Here is a 13452-nt window from a genome sequence, read left to right as displayed (position 1 = left end):
GGTTTTCCCCACCCCTGGCCTCCGGGCTGCGGCTAACGGCGCTCAGCGGCGCCCGCGCCGTCCCGACCCCGGTCCCGGTCCGGGCCCCGCCTCAGGTCCCGGTCCCGCCAGGGCAGCTCCGCGGTGACCGTCGTCGGCCCGCCGGCCGGCGAGTCGAGGACGAACAGCCCGTCGACCGCTCCCAGCCGCTCCGCCAGCCCCGACATCCCCGTACCGCCCTCCATCCGCGCCCCGCCCCGGCCGTCGTCGCTGACCCGGATCAGCAGCCGCTCCGCCGACCGCCAGACCTCGACGGACGCCGAGCGCGCCCTGCTGTGTTTGCTCACGTTCTGCAGCAGCTCGGAGACGGTGAAGTACGCGATGCCCTCGATCGCCTCCGCCGGGCGCCCCGGCAGGTCCACCCCCACCCGCACCGGGACGGTGCAGCGGGAGGCGATGGCGGAGAGCGCGGCGTCCAGGCCGCGGTCGGTGAGGACGGCCGGGTGGATGCCGCGGGCGAGATCGCGGAGCTCCTGGAGGGCGACCTTCACCTCGCCGTGAGCCTCGTCGACCATGCGGGCGGCCGCCTCCGGGTCCTCGGTGAGCTTCTCCTTCGCCAGACCGAGTCCCATCGCCAGGGCGACGAGGCGGGCCTGGGCGCCGTCGTGCAGATCGCGCTCGATACGCCGCAGGTCGGCGGCGGCCGTGTCCACGACCACCCCGCGGTCCGACTCCAGCTCGGCGATCCGGCGCTCCAGCTCGTCCGACGGCGAGAGCAGCCCGCGCGCCATCGCCCGGTCCGCATTGGTGAGCAGACGCGCGGTGAAGGGCAGCACGGGCCACAGAACGAACAGACTCACCGACGTCACCGTGAACGTGAGCACGCCCCAGGGCAGCCGGATGAACGAGTACAGCACCGCGCGCCAGCCCACCGGATCCTTGAGACTCGACCACAGCCACGGAAAGAAGCCCTGGTCATGACGGGCCAGCGCCACCGAGCTCGGCTCGTCGATCCGTATCCCGAGCAGCCCCCGGGCCCGGCCCCGCTCGGCCCGGCCGAGCAGCCGCGCACCCTGCAGCCCGGCGGCCAGCAGCGGCAGACCGATCACCGTGACCGAAAGCCCCACGCCGACACCGATCATGAACACTGTGTAAACAAACCCGGCAAGAGCCATCGGCAGGTTGGACAGGAGATAAGAGATCTCCTTCCACGTCCACGGATCGAGGGCGAAGCGGGCGGGCGGCAGCCGGTCGCCGTCGGGCACCGGGGGGCTCATGGTCATACGCCCAGCCTGCCGGGCCGGACCTGCGCACGCCATGGGGTTCATAGGTGGGGTGAAGTAGGGATAACCCCACCTCTTGCCCGACGCGGCTGCTTACCGTCTCTTTAGCAGGGCCTAGACTCCCGTGCGTACAGATCGTCGAACAGGTATGAGGGAGCGGAGGGGCGGACGTGGCCTACGTGGCGGACCTGCCGGAATCGACCGTTCTCGCGTCGGACTACTTCGACAGCTACTCGGTGGTCGGACTGCTCGCGCTGATCGGCGTGTTGTTCGTGGCCGTGGCCTTCGGGGCCGGACGACTGCTGCGCCCCGTGGTTCCGACACCGGAAAAGCTCCTCACGTACGAGTGCGGCGTGGACCCCGTGGGTGAAGGATGGGCACATACCCAGGTCCGTTATTACGTCTATGCCTTCCTGTACGTGATCTTCGCCGTCGACTCGATCTTCCTGTTTCCATGGGCGACCGTATTCGCCGCACCCGGATACGGCGCGACGACGCTGGTGGAAATGTTCATCTTCCTCGGTTTCCTGGCCGTGGGACTGCTCTACGCATGGAAGAAGGGCGTCCTCGAATGGACGTGACGAGCCCGCAGACCCCCGAGTCGCAGCCCCGGCCCGAAACGACCCTGCTGCCGGAGCCGAAGCGGCTCGGCGTGCTGTCCCGGCTCGCACCGGAGCCGATGAAGGTGGTCCTCAACTGGGGGCGCCGCTACAGCCTCTGGGTCTTCAACTTCGGCCTCGCCTGCTGTGCCATCGAATTCATCGCCGCGTCCATGGCCCGGCACGACTTCATCCGGCTCGGGGTGATCCCGTTCGCCCCCGGCCCCCGCCAGGCCGACCTCATGATCGTTTCCGGCACGGTGACGGACAAGATGGCTCCGGCCGTCAAGCGGCTGTACGAGCAGATGCCCGAGCCCAAGTACGTCATCTCCTTCGGCGCCTGCTCGAACTGCGGCGGCCCGTACTGGGACTCGTACTCCGTGACGAAGGGCGTCGACCAGATCATCCCCGTCGACGTCTACGTACCGGGCTGCCCGCCCCGGCCGGAGGCCCTGCTCCAGGGCATCCTCAAGCTGCAGGAGAAGATCGCCCGCGAGTCGCTGGGTGAGCGGTACGCGACGGGCGGCGGCAGCCGGCCCTCCACCGCCGCGCTGCGCAGCGGCCTGGTCGCCGCCCCGCCCGCACCGGGGGAGGACCGGACGTGACCAGCACTCCCGCCACCGAGGCGTACGACAGCCTGCCGGACGCCGTCACCGAGCTCTTCGGCGAGGACGCCACCGCGGAGCACGCGTACGACCTGCTGACCGTCGACGTCCCGGCCGCCGCCTGGATCGCCGCCCTCGAAACGGCCCGCGACCGGCTGGGCTGTACCTACTTCGACTGGCTGAGCGCCGTCGACGAACCGGGCACCGGTTTCCGCGTCTGCGCCCACGTCGCCGCCCCGGCACACGGCAAGGTCCGCCGGCTCCTGATCCGTACGACCGTTCCGCACGACGCCGCCGTCCTTCCCACGGCCGTCGGCGTCTACTCGGGCGCCGCCTGGCACGAGCGCGAGACGCACGAGATGTTCGGCATCGGCTTCGAGGGCCACCCGCATCTGGTGCCGCTGCTGCTGCCCGACGGCTTCGAGGGCCACCCGCTGCGCAAGGACTTCGTGCTGGCGGCCCGGGTCGCCAAGGCCTGGCCGGGCGCCAAGGAGCCGGGCGAATCCGAACACGGTGGACCGAAGCGACGCACGATGCTGCCGCCGGGCGTCCCCGACCCGAACGAATGGGGCCCTCTCAAGGGCCAACTCCCACCCGCCCCGACCCGCCCGGCCCGCGCCGCCAGGGCCGCGGGCGACCGCCCGGTGCGCCGCGCCCGCAGCGTGAGCGAGGGCTCGGCGAGCCAGCAGCCGGAGGCGGCAGCACCGGCCGCGAGCACGGAAACCGCACCCCCGACCGCGACGCCGCGCCGCACCCGCAGTGCGTCCCAGGGCTCGGCGAGCCAGCAGGGGGAGGCGGCGGCGCCCGAGCCGGGAGCGACGGAACCGGCAGCGACGGAACCGACATCGGCACCGGCGGAACCGGCACCGGCGCCCCGCAGCACGGACGCGCCCTGGCACAGCGCCCGCCCGGCCTTCGACGAGACCCCGGAAGAGGGCTCCGCTCAGACCGTGGGCAAGACCGAGGAGCCGGGTGCCTCTCAACCGCTCCGGCAACCGAGGAGCGGGGGCCCCGGGGCGGAGCCCCCGGTCCGGGAAGGTGCGGGCAGGGGAGAGGCCCCGCGCAGCGGCCCCGCCGACGACACCACGGACACCTCGAACGAGCCCGCGCCTCCGGCGCAGCCCGACGCCCCTGACCAGCCCGACGCCCCTGACCAGCCCGACACCCCGGATCGGCCGGACACCCCGAACCCGGACCCCGCATCCGAGCCGACCCCCAACCCCCCCGCCGGAGGCGATACCGCGTGAACGACGTACTCGACGTCGCCCTCCGGCTCGTCATCGTCTTCGGGGTGTTCATGGTCGTCCCGCTCGTCGTGGGCCAGACCGAGCACAAGGTGATGGCCCACATGCAGGGCCGCCTCGGTCCCATGTACGCCGGTGGCTTCCACGGCTGGGCCCAGCTCGTCGCCGACGGTGTGAAGTTCGCCCAGAAGGAAGACATCGTCCCGGCCGACGCCGACCGCCGCATCTTCCAGCTCGCGCCGGCCGTCGCCCTCCTCCCGTACCTCCTGGTGCTCGTCGCCATCCCGATCGGCCCGAGCGAGGGCGCGGTCGGCCAAGTGGTCGACGCGGGCATCTTCTTCGTGCTCGCCGTCATGGGTGTGGGAGTGCTCGGCTCGCTGATGGCCGGCTGGGCATCGGCGAACAAGTTCTCCCTCCTCGGCGGCCTCCGCACCGCCGCCCAGCTCCTCGCGTACGAACTGCCGATGCTGCTCGCCGCGGCATCCGTCGCGATGGCGGCCGGCACCGTCTCCCTCCCCGGCATCGTCAATGCCTTCGAGTGGTGGTGGCTGCCCTGGCAGATCGTCGGTGCCCTGGTCTTCTTCACGGCCGGACTCGCCGAACTGCAGCGCCCGCCGTTCGACATGCCGGTCGCCGACTCGGAGATCATCTTCGGGGCGTACACCGAGTACACCGGTCTGCGGTTCGCACTGTTCCTGCTCGCCGAGTACGCGGGCATCGTCGTCCTTTGCGGACTGACCACCGTCCTCTTCCTCGGCGGCTGGCACGGCCCGCTCGGCGCCGACGGACTCGGCTGGGTCTGGACGCTCCTCAAGACCGCGGTCCTCGCCTTCGTCGTCATCTGGCTGCGGGTGAGCTACCCCCGCCTCCGCGAGGACCAGCTGCAGAAGCTCGCCTGGACCACACTCATCCCGCTCGCTCTCGCGCAGATCGCGCTCACCGGCATCGTGAAGGTGGCGATCAGCTGATGTCTCCGATCCCCGGCTCAGGCCTGGCCAAGGGCCTGGCCGTCACCCTGCGGACGATGACGAAGAAGACGGTCACCGCGCAGTACCCGGACGTCCAGCCCGAGCTCCCGCCCCGCTCCCGCGGTGTCATCGGGCTGTTCGAGGAGAACTGCACGGTCTGCATGCTGTGCGCCCGTGAGTGCCCGGACTGGTGCATCTACATCGACTCCCACAAGGAGACGGTGCCCGCTGCCGTCCCGGGCGGCCGCGAGCGCAGCCGCAACGTCCTCGACCGCTTCGCGATCGACTTCTCGCTCTGTATGTACTGCGGCATCTGCATCGAGGTCTGTCCCTTCGACGCGCTGTTCTGGTCGCCGGAGTTCGAGTACGCGGAGACGGACATCCACGACCTCACCCATGAGCGGGACAAGCTCCGCGAATGGATGTGGACGGTGCCCGAACCGCCCGCGCTCGATCCGGGCGCGGAGGACCCGAAGGAGATCTCCGCCGCCCGCAAGACGGCGGAGAAACTCGAAGCCCAGCGCGCTCAGGAGGCCGAGCAGGCCAAGGAAGCAGCCCAGCCGCCCCAGCAGGCCCACGGAGAGGAAGAGGGAGAGGAGTGACACTCGCAGCCACCGCGGCCACGGCCCACCCCGGCTTCCTCTCCCCGACCGGCATCGAGATCGCCTTCGTCCTGGTCGGCATCGCCACCCTCGGAGCGGCCCTCATCACCGTCACGACCAAGCAGCTGGTCCATGCCGCCCTCTGGCTGGTCGTCGCGCTCGGCGGCCTCGCCGTGGAGTACCTCCTGCTCACCGCCGAGTTCATCGCCTGGGTGCAGGTGCTGATCTACGTCGGTTCCGTCGTCGTCCTCCTTCTCTTCGGACTGATGCTCACCAAGGCCCCCATCGGCCCCTCCCCGGACGCCGACTCCGGCAACCGCTGGGCGGCCCTCGGCGTGGCGATCGCCGCCGCGGCGGCCCTCGTCTGGGTCGTCGTCGACGCCTTCCGCACCACCTGGATCGACCTGGACGGACCGGCCCACGGGTCCACCGAGGCGACCGGCGCCTTCCTCTTCCGGCACTGGGTCCTGCCCTTCGAAGCACTCTCCGTCCTGCTGCTCGCCGCCCTCGTCGGCGCGATCGTCCTGTCCCGCAAGCGCAGTAAGGAGCAGAGCTGATGCACCTCGCCTACCCCGCCGTGCTCGCCGCCCTCCTCTTCTGCACCGGGCTGTACGGAGTCCTCGCACGCCGCAACGCGATCCTGGTCCTGATGTCCGTCGAGCTGATGCTCAACGCCGTCAACCTCAACCTGGTCGCCTTCGACGTCTGGCTCCGCGACGCCCTGCACTCCGGCCAAGCCCTCACCCTCTTCACCATCGCCATCGCGGCGGCGGAGATCGGCATCGGCCTGGCGATCGTCCTCGCCGTCTACCGCAACCGCGGCAGCTCGGACGTCGACCGCCTCCGCGACACCGCCGAAACCGATGCCGCCGAAGCCCTCCCCGGCGACAGCACCGAAGACCAGGCCACTGCTCCGGCAGGGAAGGCAAAGAAGGCAGAGGCCACCGCGTGACCACCACGACCCTCGCCGTCCTCGTCCCCCTCCTCCCGTTCCTCGGTGCCGCAGCCGGCCTGCTCCTCGGCCGCACCGCCCCCGGCTACGTACGACCCCTCGCCGTCCTCCCCACCCTCGTCGCGGCCGTACTCGCCGTCGTCGTCGCCGCACGCCAGGGCGGCGGCCCGGCCATCGACGCCGCGACCCGGTTCACCCCCACCGGTTCGGTCCCGATCGACCTCGCCCTCCACCTCGACGGCTTCGCGGTCCTCGTCGCCGTCCTGGTCGGGCTCGTCGCGACCTGCGTGCAGATCTACTCGACCGGCTACCTGCGCGACGACCCCCGCTACCCCTCGTACGCGGCCCTCGTCTCCCTCTTCACCGCCGCGATGCTGCTCGTCGTCTACTCCGGCGACCTGATGGTGCTGATGGTCGGCTGGGAGATCATGGGCATCTGCTCGTACTTCCTCGTCGGCCACTACTGGGAGACACCCGAAGCACGCGCCGCCTCCCTCAAGGCTTTCCTGGTCACCAAGCTCGGCGACGTCCCCTTCCTGATCGGCCTGTTCGCGCTCGCCGCCGACACCGGCACCTTCCGGATCACCGGCATCCTCGGCGCCGTCGCCAACGGCGGCCTGGACCACCCCACCGTCATCGCCCTGCTGCTCCTCGCAGGCGTCGCCGGCAAGTCCGCGCAGTTCCCCCTGCACACCTGGCTGCCCGACGCGATGGCCGGCCCGACCCCCGTCTCCGCGCTGATCCACGCCGCGACGATGGTCGCCGCCGGTATCTACTTCGTGGCCCGGCTCCTCCCGGTCTTCGCCGAATCCGGCGCCGCCCTCGTCGTCCTCGCCGTCATGGCGGCGGTCACGATGATCGGATCAGGACTCGCAGCGCTCGCCCAGGACGACATCAAACGCGTCCTCGCGTACTCGACGATCGGCCAGCTCGGCTACATGTCAGGCGCACTGGCCGTCGGCGACCGCGGGGCCGCCGTCTTCCACCTCCTCTCGCACGGCGCGTTCAAGGCCGTCCTCTTCCTTGCGGCGGGCGTCGTCATCCACGCCGCCGGGACCAACTCGCTGGCAGCCATGTCCCGCATGGGCGGACTGGCCAAGCGCATCCCGGACGCCTACTGGACGATGACCGTCGCCCTCCTCGCGCTCGCCGCCATCCCGCCGTTCGCCGGCTTCTTCTCCAAGGAAGCCGTCCTCGTCGCGGCCGAACACACCGCACTCGGCGACCGGCACGTCGCCCCGGCCGCCGCCGGCTGGACCGTCCTCGTCGCCGGACTGCTCGCCGCCGTTCTCACCGCCGCATACGCCACCCGCCTCTGGCTCCTCGCCTTCCGCGGCCGCGGCGCCGAGGTCCCCGACCACGGCAGGCAGCCCGTCGCGATGACCGCCGTCCTCTGGGTCCTCGCCATCCCCACCATCGCCTTCGGACTGACCGTCGGCGTGATCACCGACTGGTTCGACGGCCACAGCCTCACCCCGACCGTGACCACCGCCGTCCTCTCCACAGGCGTCGCCCTCGTCGGCGGCCTCGTCACCTACGCCGCCTGGCGCCACACCACGGCCCTCGCCGCCCGCACCCCCGTCGGCGCCGTCGTCGCCCACCCCGACGCCGAACCCGCACTCGTCGAGGCCGAGGCCATGACCCACCACACCGCCGGCTACGGCGACACCCCCGGCACCCCGGACCCGGCCGACCCGGGCCGTCTGCTGCTCGGCCCGCTCCACCGCCACGCCGCCACCGGCTTCCACCTGGACGCCCTCTACACGAAACTGTTCGTCCGCCCCGTCCAGGCCGCGGCGAGCCTCGTCCGCTTCCTGGACCGCGAGGTCGTCGACACGTACGTACGCGGCTCCGGCACCGGCGCACGCCTGCTCGGCACCGCCGTCCGCCGCGCTCAGACCGGCAATGTGCAGACCTACCTCAGCGCACTGCTCGCCGGTTCCCTTGTCCTGGCGATCGCCGCCGTCGTTTTTGCCACCGTCAACGCCGGGTCGTGAGCCGTGATCGATATCAGCGAATCCGTGATGCAGTTCCTTCTCGCGTTCATCGTCGTGGGCCCGCTCGTCGGCGCCGTCGCCGCCCTCCTGCCGGCCCCGCCCGGGCTGCGGGGAAAGAACCCCGACCAGGCCGTGCTCCGCCACGGCGTGACCGTCACCGGCGCGATCCTCATCGCCGCGATCGTGCTGGCCCTCGGCTTCGACCACGACCACCCGTCGAAGATGCAGGCCACCACCGACATCAGCTGGATCCCGGCGCTCGACGTCCGCATCCACCTCGGCATCGACGGCATCTCGCTCCCCCTTCTCGTACTGACCGCGCTGCTGACCTTCCTCTGCGCGCTCTACAGCTACTTCAAAATGCCCGACGGCCCCTCCCCGAAGGCCTTCGTCGCACTCGTCCTCGTCCTCGAGTCCGGCACCCTCGCGACCTTCGCCGTCCTCGACCTGCTGCTGTTCTTCCTGGCGTTCGAGATGGTCCTCATCCCGATGTACTTCCTCATCGCCCGCTGGGGCGGCGCACAGAGGCAGGCAGCCGCCTGGAAATTCATCCTCTACACGCTGCTCGGCTCCGTGATCATGCTGCTGGGCCTCCTCCTCATCGGACTGAAGAGCGGCACCTTCGACATGGTGGCACTCGCCACTGACAACGGCCGTGGGCTCACCTCGTCCGTGCAGGTCATCGCCGTACTGGCGATCGGCATCGGGCTCGCCGTGAAGGCCCCGATGTGGCCGCTGCACAGCTGGCTGCCGGACGCCCACACCGCCGCCCCGACCGTCGGCTCGGTGCTCCTCGCAGGCGTCCTGCTGAAAATGGGCACGTACGGATTCGTCCGCATCCTGCTGCCCATCACCCCCGACGGAATGCACACCTTCGCGCCGTACCTCGCCGCGTTCGCAGTCGTCGGCATCGTCTACGGATCGCTCGCCTGCCTGGCGCTCGCCCGCCCCGGTTCCAAGGGCGACCTGAAGCGCCTGATCGCATACTCCTCCGTCGGCCACATGGGCTTCGTGCTCCTCGGCATCGCGACCATGACCCCCACCGGCGTCAACGGCGCGCTCTTCGCCAACATCGCCCACGGCCTCATCACCGGCCTGCTGTTCTTCCTGGTCGGCGCTGTCAAGGACCGGTACGGCACCGCCGACCTCGACACCCTCGCCGGCGCCACCGGAGCCGCCCTCTACGGCCGCGCTCCCCGGCTCGGCGGCCTCCTCGCCTTCGCCGCCGTAGCCTCGCTCGGCCTGCCCGGACTCGCCGGGTTCTGGGGCGAGATGCTCACCCTGTTCGGCGCCTTCGACCCGGCCCGGGGCCTCAGCCGCCCGGCCTTCCTCACCTTCATGTCGATCGGCGCGTTCGGCACCCTGCTCACCGCCGCATACATGCTCATCGTGGTACGCCGCGTCTGCATGGGCGAGAAGCGCGAGGAACCGCATCGGATCGCAGACATCCAGACGTACGAGTTCGCCGCCTGGACCCCGCTCGCCGCCCTCACCGTCCTCGCCGGCCTGTGGCCCGCCGTCCTCCTCGGCCTCACCGACCCGGCCGTGCAGAAGCTCCTCGCAGGAGGCAAGTCGTGACCACAGCGGCCGACAGCACCACCAGCCTCGTCCAGTCCGTCGACTGGCTGGCCATCGCGCCCCCCGTCGTCGTCGCGACGGTCGCCCTGATCATCCTCGTCGCCGACCTCTTCCTCCCCGAGGAACGCAAACCCCTCCTCGGCCTGGCGAGCATCGCCGGACTCGTCGCCGGCCTCGCCCTCCTCATCCCGCTGCGCGGCGGCAACCACTCCACCTTCTGCCTCACCACGGGGACCGGCACCGAAGCCTGCAGCTACACCGCCGACCACTTCGCCCTGATCATCCAGGTCCTCGTCCTCGGCGGCGCCCTGCTCACCGCGCTGCTCTCCTTCGGCGACACCCGCAGACTCCCCGCCGGTGAATTCTGGTTCCTGCTCCTGTCCTCCGCGGCAGGCGCCGCACTCCTGCCCGCCGCCCGCGACCTCGCCACCCTCGTCGTCGCCCTCGAAGTCGCCTCCCTGCCCGCCTTCGCCCTCGTCGGCATCAAGCGCGACGACCGGCGCTCCTCCGAGGCTGCCCTCAAGTTCTTCCTCTCCTCCGTCGTCGCGACCGCTGTGATGCTCCTCGGCGTCAGCTTCGTGTACGCGACGACCGGCACCCTCCACCTAACGGAGCTCGCCACCCGCCTCCACGACGTCCCCGACCAGCTCTCCACCCTCGCCGAGGCGGGCGTCGCCCTCACCCTCGTCGGCTTCGCCTTCAAAACGGCAGCCGCACCCTTCCACTTCTGGGTCCCCGACACCTACGTCGGCGCCCCGCTGCCGGTCGCCGCCTACCTGTCGGTCGTCGGCAAAGCCGTCGGCTTCTCCGGGCTGATCCTCGTCACCGTGATCGCGTTCCCGTCGTACGCCGACGTCTGGGGACCAGCCCTCGCCGTCGTCGCCGCCCTCACCATGACCGTCGGTAACGTCGCGGCCCTGCGCCAGACCGCCACCCGCGCCCGCAGCGCCGTACGCCTGCTCGCCTGGTCGTCCATCGCCCAGGCCGGCTACCTCCTTGTGCCGATCGCCTCCGCCGCCTACTCCGGCGACGAACAGATCGGCTCCACCGTCGCGTACGCCCTCATGTACGCCGTCGTGAACCTCGGCGCCTTCGCCGTGGCCGCCCTTGTCGCCCGCACGAAGCCGGACAACCGCCTCTCCGACTACCGAGGCCTGTACGCCACCCGCCCTCTCACCGCCCTCGCGATGGGCTTCTTCCTGCTCTGCCTGGCCGGCCTCCCGCCAGGTATCGTCGGCCTCTTTGCCAAGGTCACGGTCTTCTCCTCCGCCGTGGACGCAGGACTCGGCTGGCTCGCCGTCGTCATGGCCGTGAACGTCGTGATCGCGCTCTACTACTATCTGCAGTGGACGGCGGCGCTGTTCCGCGCTCCGGAGGAGGCCGAGCCGGCCGCCCCGGCCCCGGCCGCCGCCCTGGCCGACGGCCCGGCGGTGGCGGTCCAGACCCTGCGCGCACCCGTAGCGGCACCCGTCTCGCTCACCACGGCGATCGCCCTCACCGCCGCAGTCGGCATCGTGCTCTCCGGCGCCCCGCAGCTCGTGCTCCGGTTCGCCGCGGTCAACCTCTTCTGACCCGGCATCCCCGCCCAAGACCGGTTTGCCCCGAGCGGACGGAACAGGGCAGGGTCATGCCCGCACAACGACACAGACGTACGACACACACACGCACACAGCGAAGAGGAGCGAGAGCAGTGCTGAACGGGTTCAAGGACTTCATCCTGCGCGGAAACGTCATCTCCATGGCGATCGGACTCGCCGTCGGAGCCGCGTTCACCGCAGTCGTCACCGGCTTCAGCACCGCCTTCATCACGCCCCTGATCGGCCTCGCCACCGGCTCCGTCGGCGACTTCAGCAATGCCCGGTTCACGGTCGAGGGCGCAGAATTTCCGTACGGAAAGTTCCTCGCCGCCACCATCGCCTTCCTGATCACCGCCGCGGTGCTCTACTTCTGCGTCGTCGTCCCGATGACCAAGGTCCAGAACCGCTTCGCGTCCAGCAAGGACCAGAAGGTCGACATCAAGGCCGCCCTGCGCGACTGCCCCCGCTGCTACACCGAGATCCCCGCCATCGCCTCCCGCTGCGCCCACTGCACCAGCGAGGTCAAGCCCGACCCCGAGGCACTCGCGCTCGCCGAACTCCCCGCCCAGCGCTGACCCACCCGGCGCCGCCCGGCACCGACCCCCGACACCCGTACGGCCCAATGCCTGCTCCGGCCCCGACAGCCGGGCAAGCCGCCGGACACGGCCCGCCCTCCGGCCGTGCGCACAAGGGAACTAGCTCTCCTCGCCTGGCGTTGACCAGTACAGGAGGCTCCACTGGGGAGTGGAGCACCACCAGCAAAGGGTTCCCCTGCTGCACCACTTGGAGGGCGTACCGTGCACCGCCGGCACAACGGGCTGAGAACCGCCGTACTCCTCGGGGGCCTGTCAGCACTCATCATCGTCATCGGCAGCTTCTTCGGACGTACAGGCCTCGTCGTCGCGCTCGTCGTAGCAGTAGGCACCAACGCCTACGCCTACTGGAACAGCGACAAGCTCGCACTCAGAGCCATGCGGGCCCGCCCGGTCAGCGAGTTCGAGGCGCCACAGCTCTACCGCATCGTCCGCGAACTCTCCACCGCAGCCCGGCAGCCCATGCCACGGCTCTACATCTCCCCGACCCAGGCACCCAACGCATTCGCCACCGGACGCAACCCGCGCAACGCGGCAGTCTGCTGCACCGAAGGCATCCTCCAGATCCTGGACGAACGCGAACTGCGCGGAGTCCTCGGCCACGAGCTCAGCCACGTCTACAACCGCGACATCCTGATCTCATCCGTCGCCGGAGCACTCGCCTCCGTCGTCATGTTCCTGGTGAACTTCGCCTGGCTGATCCCCGTGGGCCGATCCAACGACGACGAAGGCCCCGGCATCCTCGGCATGCTGCTGATCATGATCCTGGGCCCCCTCGCCGCCTCCGTCATCCAGCTCGCCGTCAGCCGCTCCCGTGAGTACGAAGCAGACGCTTCGGGCGCCCGGCTGACCGGCGACCCCCTGGCCCTCGCCAGCGCCCTGCGCAAACTGGACGCCGGAACAAAACAGCTCCCCCTGCCCCCTGAGCCGAAGATCGAGACCGCGAGCCACATGATGATCGCGAACCCGTTCCGCCCCGGTCAGGGCATGTCCAAGATGTTCTCGACACATCCGCCGATGGCGGAGCGCATCGCCCGACTCGAGCAGATGGCAGGTCATCGCCCGTGAAGACAATCCTGAACGTCATATGGCTGGTCCTGTGCGGCTTCTGGATGTTCCTCGCCTACATAGCCGCCGGCATCCTCCTCTGCATCACCATCATCGGCATCCCGTTCGGCCTGGCCGCCTTCCGTATCGGCCTCTACGCCCTCTGGCCGTTCGGCTACACAGTCGTCGACCGCCGCGACGCCGGCGCGCCCTCCTGCGTGGGCAACGTGCTCTGGCTGATCCTGGCGGGCTGGTGGCTCGCCCTCGGCCACATCACCACCGGGATCGTTCTCTGCCTCACGATCATCGGCATCCCACTGGGCATCGCCAACTTCAAGCTGATCCCGGTCTCCCTCATGCCCTTCGGCAAGGAAATCGTGCGAACGGACGAGCCGTTCGCCGGACGGTGACGCAGGCCGGACAACCGG

14 protein-coding genes are annotated in these 13452 nt (G+C 70.4%); 13 read left to right on the top strand and 1 reads right to left on the bottom strand.

The genetic code is table 11. The annotated features are described in order from the left end of the window. Window positions 1–32: 32 nt before the first annotated feature. Window positions 33–1262, bottom strand: a complete 1230-nt coding sequence (locus OHA03_RS10800; RefSeq protein ID WP_267003129.1) for a sensor histidine kinase — start codon at window positions 1260–1262, stop codon at window positions 33–35. Between the two features lie 179 nt (window positions 1263–1441). Between OHA03_RS10800 and OHA03_RS10795 the strand changes: the two genes are divergently transcribed. From OHA03_RS10795 to OHA03_RS10735, 13 genes are all read left to right on the top strand, one after another. Next, on the top strand, window positions 1442–1843 hold the full coding sequence (locus tag OHA03_RS10795) for an NADH-quinone oxidoreductase subunit A (RefSeq protein WP_267008001.1): 402 nt from the start codon (window positions 1442–1444) through the stop codon (window positions 1841–1843). Next, window positions 1834–2466 carry an NADH-quinone oxidoreductase subunit B gene (locus OHA03_RS10790; RefSeq protein ID WP_267003127.1) on the top strand — a complete coding sequence of 211 codons (633 nt, stop codon included), beginning with the start codon at window positions 1834–1836 and terminating at the stop codon, window positions 2464–2466. Before OHA03_RS10795 ends, OHA03_RS10790 begins: the two co-directional genes overlap by 10 nt. Next, the gene (locus OHA03_RS10785) at window positions 2463–3713 is read left to right on the top strand and encodes an NADH-quinone oxidoreductase subunit C (RefSeq protein ID WP_267003125.1); all 1251 of its coding nucleotides are present in this window, start codon (window positions 2463–2465) and stop codon (window positions 3711–3713) included. Before OHA03_RS10790 ends, OHA03_RS10785 begins: the two co-directional genes overlap by 4 nt. Continuing rightward, entirely contained in the window at window positions 3710–4678 is a 969-nt protein-coding gene (locus OHA03_RS10780; RefSeq protein ID WP_267003123.1) for a complex I subunit 1 family protein, read from the top strand. The genes OHA03_RS10785 and OHA03_RS10780 overlap by 4 nt, the downstream gene beginning before the upstream one ends. Beyond that, window positions 4678–5280 carry an NADH-quinone oxidoreductase subunit I gene (locus OHA03_RS10775; RefSeq protein WP_267003121.1) on the top strand — a complete coding sequence of 201 codons (603 nt, stop codon included), beginning with the start codon at window positions 4678–4680 and terminating at the stop codon, window positions 5278–5280. The genes OHA03_RS10780 and OHA03_RS10775 overlap by 1 nt, the downstream gene beginning before the upstream one ends. Continuing rightward, a complete protein-coding gene (locus tag OHA03_RS10770; RefSeq protein ID WP_267003119.1) occupies window positions 5277–5837 on the top strand; it encodes an NADH-quinone oxidoreductase subunit J in 561 nt (186 codons plus the stop codon). The genes OHA03_RS10775 and OHA03_RS10770 overlap by 4 nt, the downstream gene beginning before the upstream one ends. Next, window positions 5837–6232, top strand: coding sequence for an NADH-quinone oxidoreductase subunit NuoK (gene nuoK / locus OHA03_RS10765; protein WP_030926276.1), 396 nt, complete (start codon window positions 5837–5839; stop codon window positions 6230–6232). Before OHA03_RS10770 ends, nuoK begins: the two co-directional genes overlap by 1 nt. After that, window positions 6229–8229: an NADH-quinone oxidoreductase subunit L gene (locus tag OHA03_RS10760; protein ID WP_267003117.1), complete on the top strand. Its 2001-nt coding sequence runs from the start codon at window positions 6229–6231 to the stop codon at window positions 8227–8229. The genes nuoK and OHA03_RS10760 overlap by 4 nt, the downstream gene beginning before the upstream one ends. A gap of 27 nt (window positions 8230–8256) precedes the next feature. Next, window positions 8257–9807, top strand: coding sequence for a NuoM family protein (locus OHA03_RS10755; RefSeq protein ID WP_267008000.1), 1551 nt, complete (start codon window positions 8257–8259; stop codon window positions 9805–9807). After that, complete coding sequence (locus OHA03_RS10750) at window positions 9804–11378, top strand: NADH-quinone oxidoreductase subunit N (protein WP_267003115.1); 1575 nt, start codon at window positions 9804–9806, stop codon at window positions 11376–11378. The genes OHA03_RS10755 and OHA03_RS10750 overlap by 4 nt, the downstream gene beginning before the upstream one ends. 119 nt (window positions 11379–11497) lie before the next feature. Then, window positions 11498–11959, top strand: coding sequence for a large conductance mechanosensitive channel protein MscL (gene mscL / locus OHA03_RS10745; RefSeq protein WP_267003113.1), 462 nt, complete (start codon window positions 11498–11500; stop codon window positions 11957–11959). A 222-nt stretch (window positions 11960–12181) separates the two neighbouring features. Further along, the gene (htpX, locus tag OHA03_RS10740) at window positions 12182–13045 is read left to right on the top strand and encodes a zinc metalloprotease HtpX (RefSeq protein ID WP_030977873.1); all 864 of its coding nucleotides are present in this window, start codon (window positions 12182–12184) and stop codon (window positions 13043–13045) included. After that, window positions 13042–13434 carry a YccF domain-containing protein gene (locus OHA03_RS10735; protein WP_267003110.1) on the top strand — a complete coding sequence of 131 codons (393 nt, stop codon included), beginning with the start codon at window positions 13042–13044 and terminating at the stop codon, window positions 13432–13434. Before htpX ends, OHA03_RS10735 begins: the two co-directional genes overlap by 4 nt. Window positions 13435–13452: the final 18 nt, after the last annotated feature.

It is taken from the genome of Streptomyces sp. NBC_00154 (assembly GCF_026342835.1).
Taxonomy (GTDB): Bacteria; Actinomycetota; Actinomycetes; order Streptomycetales; family Streptomycetaceae; genus Streptomyces.
This window is presented reverse-complemented; position numbering and strand designations above follow the sequence as displayed.

Coding starts and splice junctions, on each gene's coding strand:
- OHA03_RS10800 (WP_267003129.1), bottom strand. CDS start 1,262: ATGACCATGAGCCCCCCGGTGCCCGACGGCGACCGGCTGCCGCCCGCC.
- OHA03_RS10755 (WP_267008000.1), top strand. CDS start 8,257: ATGCAGTTCCTTCTCGCGTTCATCGTCGTGGGCCCGCTCGTCGGCGCC.
- OHA03_RS10790 (WP_267003127.1), top strand. CDS start 1,834: ATGGACGTGACGAGCCCGCAGACCCCCGAGTCGCAGCCCCGGCCCGAA.
- nuoK (WP_030926276.1), top strand. CDS start 5,837: ATGCACCTCGCCTACCCCGCCGTGCTCGCCGCCCTCCTCTTCTGCACC.
- OHA03_RS10775 (WP_267003121.1), top strand. CDS start 4,678: ATGTCTCCGATCCCCGGCTCAGGCCTGGCCAAGGGCCTGGCCGTCACC.